This is a genomic window from Sphingomonas spermidinifaciens, assembly GCF_002351485.1.
GTDB lineage: Bacteria > Pseudomonadota > Alphaproteobacteria > Sphingomonadales > Sphingomonadaceae > Sphingomonas > Sphingomonas spermidinifaciens.
This window is the reverse complement of the sequence record NZ_NWMW01000001.1, coordinates 2,094,870-2,101,540: the sequence shown is the minus strand read 5'-3', so window position 1 is coordinate 2,101,540 and position 6,671 is coordinate 2,094,870. Positions and strand designations below refer to the sequence as shown.

6 protein-coding genes are annotated in these 6,671 nt (G+C 69.0%); 2 read left to right on the top strand and 4 right to left on the bottom strand.

The window, feature by feature from the left end; all coding sequences use genetic code 11:
* Positions 1-422: 422 nt before the first annotated feature.
* Positions 423-1,898, top strand: a complete 1,476-nt coding sequence (locus tag COC42_RS10065) for a lipopolysaccharide biosynthesis protein (protein WP_096342966.1) — start codon at positions 423-425, stop codon at positions 1,896-1,898.
* Here COC42_RS10065 and COC42_RS10060 read toward each other — a convergent pair.
* A complete protein-coding gene (locus COC42_RS10060; RefSeq protein WP_096342965.1) occupies positions 1,895-2,323 on the bottom strand; it encodes a CBS domain-containing protein in 429 nt (142 codons plus the stop codon). The genes COC42_RS10065 and COC42_RS10060 overlap by 4 nt on opposite strands.
* A gap of 30 nt (positions 2,324-2,353) precedes the next feature.
* On the opposite strand from COC42_RS10060, the gene COC42_RS10055 reads away from it, so the two are divergent.
* Positions 2,354-2,695, top strand: coding sequence for a hypothetical protein (locus COC42_RS10055; protein ID WP_245843970.1), 342 nt, complete (start codon positions 2,354-2,356; stop codon positions 2,693-2,695).
* Here COC42_RS10055 and COC42_RS17665 read toward each other — a convergent pair.
* From COC42_RS17665 to COC42_RS10040, 3 genes are all read right to left on the bottom strand, one after another.
* A complete protein-coding gene (locus COC42_RS17665; protein ID WP_245843969.1) occupies positions 2,649-4,157 on the bottom strand; it encodes a DUF4139 domain-containing protein in 1,509 nt (502 codons plus the stop codon). The genes COC42_RS10055 and COC42_RS17665 overlap by 47 nt on opposite strands.
* Positions 4,158-4,168: 11 nt before the next feature.
* Positions 4,169-5,644, bottom strand: a complete 1,476-nt coding sequence (locus COC42_RS10045) for a DUF4139 domain-containing protein (RefSeq protein ID WP_096342964.1) — start codon at positions 5,642-5,644, stop codon at positions 4,169-4,171.
* Between the two features lie 146 nt (positions 5,645-5,790).
* The gene (locus COC42_RS10040; RefSeq protein ID WP_176484607.1) at positions 5,791-6,609 is read right to left on the bottom strand and encodes a DUF4167 domain-containing protein; all 819 of its coding nucleotides are present in this window, start codon (positions 6,607-6,609) and stop codon (positions 5,791-5,793) included.
* Positions 6,610-6,671: the final 62 nt, after the last annotated feature.

Below are 6,671 nucleotides of genomic sequence, written 5' to 3'. Positions count from 1 at the left end.
AAACCGCTCATTTCTAGGAGCCGTTCCTGCACAAATCATTTCACGTATGGAAACGTGTAAGGACATGTATGGCCACAGGCGTGAACCCGTGAACCGTGGAACGACTTAAGCTTTAACCGAGTGTCCGACGCCTAAAATCCGCCAGAACCCGGAGCCGCCGCCCACATGTCCCTTCATCTAAATCACAATGTCAAAGAGCGACAAAAACCGACGCACCGTCAATCCCGTTTCCGGGCGACCCGTGCGCCTGAGATTTGCTGGCCAGCCGAACAACCAAGAGGTCGTCCCCGCCGGTGAAATGCTCTCTACGGACAGGTGTTGGATCGGTCAAACGGATTTTTCAGAAAAATGACGGTTGCGCGTCAAATCCGCAGAAATCCCGGCTTTACCTGCTGTTAGCGCAGCCCTGACATAGCAGTCTGATGGCCGAATCAGCCGACAACGCGCCCGCTCAGCGCTTCGACTCGCTGCGAGACCAGGTGCGCAGTGCCGTGATCTGGCGATCGGGCACACAGTTTGCGGGGCAACTCGTCACCTGGGCGGCGACCTTCCTCGTGATCCGCATCCTGTCGCCGCAGGATTACGGCCTGTTCGCGATGACGCAGGTCGTGCTGGCGCTGCTCAACATGCTCAACGGCTATGGCTTTGCCAGCGCCGTCATCCAGCGCCCGCACGTCGACGAGCGACTCAAGCGACAGTTGTTCGGCCTTCTCCTCATCCTCAACCTGGGGCTCGGCGCGCTTCAGGTGGCAATGGCGCCGCTTGCCGCCGCCTATTTCCGCCAGCCGATCGTCGCCGACCTGCTGCGCGTCCAGGCTTTGCTGTACGTCGCCACCCCGTTCATCGCCTTCCCCTATGCGCTGCTCGCCCGCGACATGGACTTCAAGGGACAGGCTCAGGCCAATTTGGCCTCGGCGACGCTCGGCGCGCTGGTCAGCCTGGCCGGCGCACTTGCGGGCTGGGGGGTGTGGACGCTGATCGCCGCGCCGATGGCGCTGTTCTGGAGCCGGGCGATCATCATGACGTGGCTCGCCCGGTCGCTGATGTGGCCGAGCTTTGATTTCCGCGGCGCCGGCGACGTCGTGCGCTTCGGCGGCCTCATGGCGACGAGCCAGCTCTTCTGGTTCCTGCAGAGCCAGGCCGACGTGTTCGTCGCGGGCCGCCACCTCGATCCGCATACGCTCGGCCTCTATACCACCGCGCTGTTCCTCACCCAGGTGTTCGTCGCCAAGTTCCTGCCAACGCTCAACGACGTCGCCTTCTCCGCCTATGCGCGCATCCAGGACGATGCCGCGGCGATGGGCGCCGCCTTCGCCAAGTCGAGCCGGATCGTCATGGTCGCGGCGATGCCCTTCTATGCGGGCCTTGCCGTAACCGCCGGACCGCTGGTGCAGGTGGTGCTCGGCGAGAAGTGGCTCGAGGCCGCACCGCTGGTCGCGGTGCTGGCCGTGGCGATGCCGTTCATGACGCTGCAGACGCTGTTCGCGCCCGCCACCAACGCGCGCGGACTGCCCGCGATCGCCGCGCGGTTGGGGGCGGTGGGCGGCGTGCTGCTGCCGATCGCGTTCGTCATCGGCGTGCAGTTCGGCGTGACCGGGCTCGCGCTCGCATGGGTCGCGGTCTGGCCGCTCTACCTTGCGATCACCGCCGCCCGCTCGCTGCGCGAGGTCGGACTGGGCGCGCGGGCGCTCGCCGCCGCGATCGCGCCGCCGGTGCTCGCGGGCCTGGGCATGGCGGTGGTCGTTGCGCTGATCGACGCCGCGCTGCCGCCGCTGTCGCCGCTGTCGCGGCTCGCGATCCTCGTCGCCGCCGGCGCGCTCACCTATGGCGGATGGCTCGCACTGTTCGCGCGCGAGACGCTGGCCGAGCTGGTCGCGTTCGTCCGCCGGCGAGGTTAGACCTGCTGGATATAGCTGCGCATCGCCTCGGCCTCGGCCTCGATGCGCTCGATCCGATATTTGACGAGGTCGCCGATCGACACGAAGCCGATGAGCCGCCCGCCCTCGATCACCGGCAGGTGGCGGATGCGACGCTGCGTCATCAACGCCAGCGCGCCGATCACGCTTTCCGCCGGACCGACGCTGATCGGCGGCGCGGTCATCAGTTCGGCGACGGGCCGGTCGAGTGCCGCCGCCCCGTCGCGCGCGATCGCGTAGAGGACGTCGCGCTCGGAGAAGATGCCGGCGACCGCGTCGCCTTCCAGCACCGGCAGCGCGCCGATGCGCCGCTCGGCCAGCATTGCCATCGCCGCTTGCGCGCTCGCGCTGACCGGCACCGACACCACCTCGCCGCCCTTGCTGCCCAGGATCGCCGCGATCGTCATCGCATTCCTCTCCTCGCCTATCGTGAGGCAATGGACTTTCCCACGAAACCGCCCATGTGGGAAGGCGTGCCCGACCTCGACGATCCCGATTACGCGCGCCTCGCCTGGGGCCGGTTCCGCCGCATCCTCGGCTGGATGGCGCTGCTCGCACTTGGCTGTGCGGTGGGAGCGCTCGTCGTCCTCTATTTGTGGCTCGGCACCCTGTACCTCCACATGGCGATCGCGACGTTTCTCGGCATGTTCGGGACGGTGCTGCTGGGCGGCGCGCTGATGGGGCTCGTCTTCCTGTCGTCGGGCACCGGACATGACGAGCATGTCGACGGGATCAATCAGGCCTATGATCCGGGGCGAGAGGACGAAGCGTCCAGCTGATCTTCGCGGTGCCGTTCGCCGGTACGCGCGTCCGCCAGACCCAGCGGCCGTCCTCCCGCTTCAAACCCCGCCCGCGCAGCATCTCGCCGTCGCGCGGACGGATCCGCGCCTCGTGATCTATGGCCCGCGGGGTGGCGTTGGTGAGCGTCAGCGTGACGCGGTACGTGTCCGGCCGGACCTCGTCCGAGCTCATTTCAGCCGTGATGTCGGGCGACGCCTCGAGCGCGATCTCGACCGTCTCCCCCTCGGCCTTGTCGGCCAGCCGGGCCTCGCCGATCAGCAGCGGCCGCGCCGCCCCCGCCTCGAAGACAGTCACCTCGCCCGAGGGGATTGGCAGGCCGAGCCCCGCCTCGCGCCGGTTGCGCATTGCCAGCATGAGTCGGGGATCGTCCGAACCCTGGCCGATAACATCGGTCCGATAGAAGCGGCGAACGGGCACCGCCGCGCGGTCGAACAGCCCGGTCTGCTTCTGCCCGCGCGCAGCGACGGTGACGGGCCGCGGCGCGCGATAGAGCTTGAGGTCGCCCAGCCGCTCGAGCTCGACCCTCATGCCGGTGACGACGATGTCGTCCGACATGGTTCGCTCGGGCATCGGTGGCGCGGCCATCATGAGCGGCGGTGGGGGAGGCGGCGGGGGTGGCGGCGGCGGCGGCTCGGCCGACCAGCAGGCGAGTTCGAGTTCGCCGTTGGGCACGTAAAGCGGCTCGCTGGCCTCGCGGTCGACCTTGCCCGCGATCAGTTGCAGCCCGGCATCGGCAAAGCTGGTCGGATCGCCGCTCGCCAGCGTGACGCGCGCCGACCAATCGACCCGCCCGTCCTCGCGCAGGGTCAGCACATGGTTCGCCTGCCAGTCGAAGCCGATGGCAAGATAGGTGAGCGTCACTTCCGCCTCAACCGGCGTCGCCGCCTCGGTGGCGATCGACAGCGTCGGGCGCGCGGGCAGGCCGGCGGGAACGCCGGGATAGACGATCGTCTCGGCAAGGCCGGTACAGCGCAGCGTCTCGATCCCCGCGCGTGTCTCCAGCACCGCGGCGCCTTCCCCGCCCGATCGGATGACCGCGGGCTCGCTCACGACACGGCCCGTGGCGCGGTCGGTGCGGCGGATCAGCACCTGCCGCCCTGTCGATCGGTCATAAAGCACGCGAGGCGAGAGGAGGTCGGCATCGAGATTCTTCTCGCGCACCCCCGCCAGCAGGCCCGTGACGACCGCGCTTTCGGACACGATGCCGCCCGCCACCCCCTCGAACCGCAGCACGGCGGGGCCGGCGGGCAGCTTCACGCGCCGCGTCTCGCTGACCAAGGCGAAGCCGCTCGGGTCGTCTCGGTCAATCGGCTCGGTGCCGCGATTCGGATCGCGGTAGAGCGTCACCGACACCGCATCGGGGGCCGTTGACGTTACCACCTCCTGCGCCGCAGCGGGCGCGGACAGCAAGAGCGCGAGCATGAGGAGAAGCCGGCGCATCGCCGCCGGGCTCAATAGCGCGTGTCGAAGGTCGCGGTCAGGCTCGCCGAGCCGTTGGCCGGCACCGTCACCCGCCACACGCGCTGGTCGCGGCTGCGCTGCTCGCCCGGCTGGCTCTCGACCGGCACGCGAGTGTCGCCATAGCCGGGGTCGAGCCCCGCCTGCACCACCTCGACCACGGCCGGCGCGGGGCCGGCATTGGTGAGGTCGTAGCGCATCCGCGTCCGCCAGTAGGTGACGGCATTCTCGACCGTCACGGTGCGAACGGGCTCGCCGTCCACCTTGACGCGATAGCGCTCCGAGCGGCGGAACTCGTCGCTGTCGATCCGCTCGCGCCCCTCGACCACCGGCCGGACCTTGAGGTCGAACGCCTCGCCGGTGCGGATCGACAGTTGGCTGCCCATCGGTGTGTGGTCGATCCGGTTCTCACCGACGAACTGCGGCTGGCCCTTGGCATCGCGGACATAGACGCGGACGGTCCCTGCGGGCAGCGCGTCGCCCAAACCGCCATCGCGGCTCGAGGAGAAGGCGAGCGCGGTCTCGACCCCCTGCGGCTCCTCGGTCTCGCCGAGCCAGCCATTGACGAAGCGGTAGGTGCGCGCCGCGGGCACGCCTGCCGACGAGAGGAAGCTCACCTGCTTCTGCTGGTTGGCGGCGATCGTCGTGCGCCGCGGCAACGGGTAGAGATAATAGTCGCCGATCCGGGCGCGGTCCGCGGTTTCGGTACCGGGCCGCGTGCCCGGCGCGAAGCGCGGCGGCGGGGGCGCGCTGCCGCGCCCGCCGCCGACCGCGCCCGCCACCAGCACCGTATCGGCATTCACCAGCGCGGCGGCATTGCGATTGTTGAGCGTAATCCAGCCCTGCAGGTCGAGCTTCCCCGCCCCCTCGTCGAACAGCGCGACATAATCGGCGCGCCACGACAGGCCGCGCGTCAAATAGGCGAGCGTCACCGGCCGCGTGCCGGCGCTGGCGCTTTCGATCGTCACCGACAAAGTGGGCCGCGCGCGCAGGTTGGGCGGCAGGCCGGGGAAGATGACGCGGACGGGCAGGCCGTCGTCGCGCAGCACCTCGATCCGCCCGCCGATGTCGAGCACGACGCCATCATTCGCCGCGAGCACCCGCGCCTGCTCGCGCGTCTCCGCCCCCGTTGCCGGATTGGTGCGCACGAGGGTGATCGTCTGCCCTACCGCCTTCTCGATCAGCGCGTCGGGGGAGAGCAGGTCATAGTCAAAATTCTGCTCGACGACGCCGATGCCATCGCCCGACAGGCGGACGGTTTCGGGCCGGATCTGCTGCGTGACGTCGGGAAAATCCTGCCGCGACACCCCCGCGGGCAGGGTCAGCCGGCGCACGTCCTGCACCAGCGCGGTGTCGTCGTTGTAGATGGTGACCGCGACATCGCCTTGGGCGCTTCGCGGCGGCGCCGACTCCTGCGCTGCCGCACTCCCGCTCGCCAGCACCAGCGCCAAACCCGTCGCGATCCGCATACGCCCTCTCCCCGACTTTGCGGAGCGAGCTTAGGCGTTTGAATGAGGAAAGGAAGAAAGAAGCGGGATCCCGCCTCTTCCCTCCCGACACAAGGAAAAAGGGCCGGCGATCGCTCGCCCGCCCCTTCATCAGATCGGAGATACTCTCAAGCTGCCGAGGGCGTCGCTTCCTCGTCCTCGACGCGCTTGCGACGACGGCGGGGCTTGGGCGCCTCTTCGCCATCGCTCTCGGGCTCGCTCACCAGGCCAAGCGACGGCGGCAGGCGGTCGGCCTCGATCGCCGCGGCGGGGGTATCGAGCGAAAGCTCGCGGCGCGGGCGGCCGCGGCGGCGGGGCGCTTCCTCGGCAGCCGCCTCGATGGGTGCGGCGGGCTGCGCCTCGGCCGCTTCCTCGCGCGGGGCGTGTCCGTTGGCGCGCTCGCGACGACGATCGTCGCGCTCGGGGCGGTCGCGACGAGCCTCACGGTCGGGGCGCTCGTTCCGGTCGCCGCGCGCTTCGCGCTCGGGCCGGTCGCCACGCGCTTCACGCTCGAGCCGATCGGCGCGCGGCTGCTGATCGCGATCACCGCGGTCCTGACGGTTGCCTCGCTCCTGCCGATCGCCACGGTCCTGACGATCGAAGCCGCGCTCGAACTGGTCGGGCGTGCCGGGCTCGCCCTCCATCTCGAAATCGTCCTCGTCCTCGTCGTCCTGCTGGCGACGCGAATTATTCTCCTCGAAGCGCGAGCGGGTCTCGCTCAGCACGCGAAAATAATGATCGGCGAACTGCAGATAATATTCGGTGTTGACCCGGTCGCCGGACATCTGCGCGTCGCGCGCGAGATTCTTGTACTTCTCGAGCAGCTGCGCCGCGTTGCCGCGCGCACGATTGTCGATCCGGTTGCCATTGTCGGGGCGATTGGGGTTGCCACCCTGCGAGCGCTGCCCGCCACGGCCGCGACGGCGACCGGCCTGACGATTGTTCATCAAGGTATGTGTGTCCTGTCCTTACCCTCTCCGGCCAGCGTACTCACCGGATGCGTGTTTAC

Excerpts from the sequence above, each read along its gene's own strand:
- COC42_RS10065 (WP_096342966.1), top strand. The coding sequence starts at position 423 with ATGGCCGAATCAGCCGACAACGCGCCCGCTCAGCGCTTCGACTCGCTG.
- COC42_RS10060 (WP_096342965.1), bottom strand. The coding sequence starts at position 2,323 with ATGACGATCGCGGCGATCCTGGGCAGCAAGGGCGGCGAGGTGGTGTCG.
- COC42_RS10055 (WP_245843970.1), top strand. The coding sequence starts at position 2,354 with ATGGACTTTCCCACGAAACCGCCCATGTGGGAAGGCGTGCCCGACCTC.
- COC42_RS17665 (WP_245843969.1), bottom strand. The coding sequence starts at position 4,157 with ATGCGCCGGCTTCTCCTCATGCTCGCGCTCTTGCTGTCCGCGCCCGCT.
- COC42_RS10045 (WP_096342964.1), bottom strand. The coding sequence starts at position 5,644 with ATGCGGATCGCGACGGGTTTGGCGCTGGTGCTGGCGAGCGGGAGTGCG.
- COC42_RS10040 (WP_176484607.1), bottom strand. The coding sequence starts at position 6,609 with ATGAACAATCGTCAGGCCGGTCGCCGTCGCGGCCGTGGCGGGCAGCGC.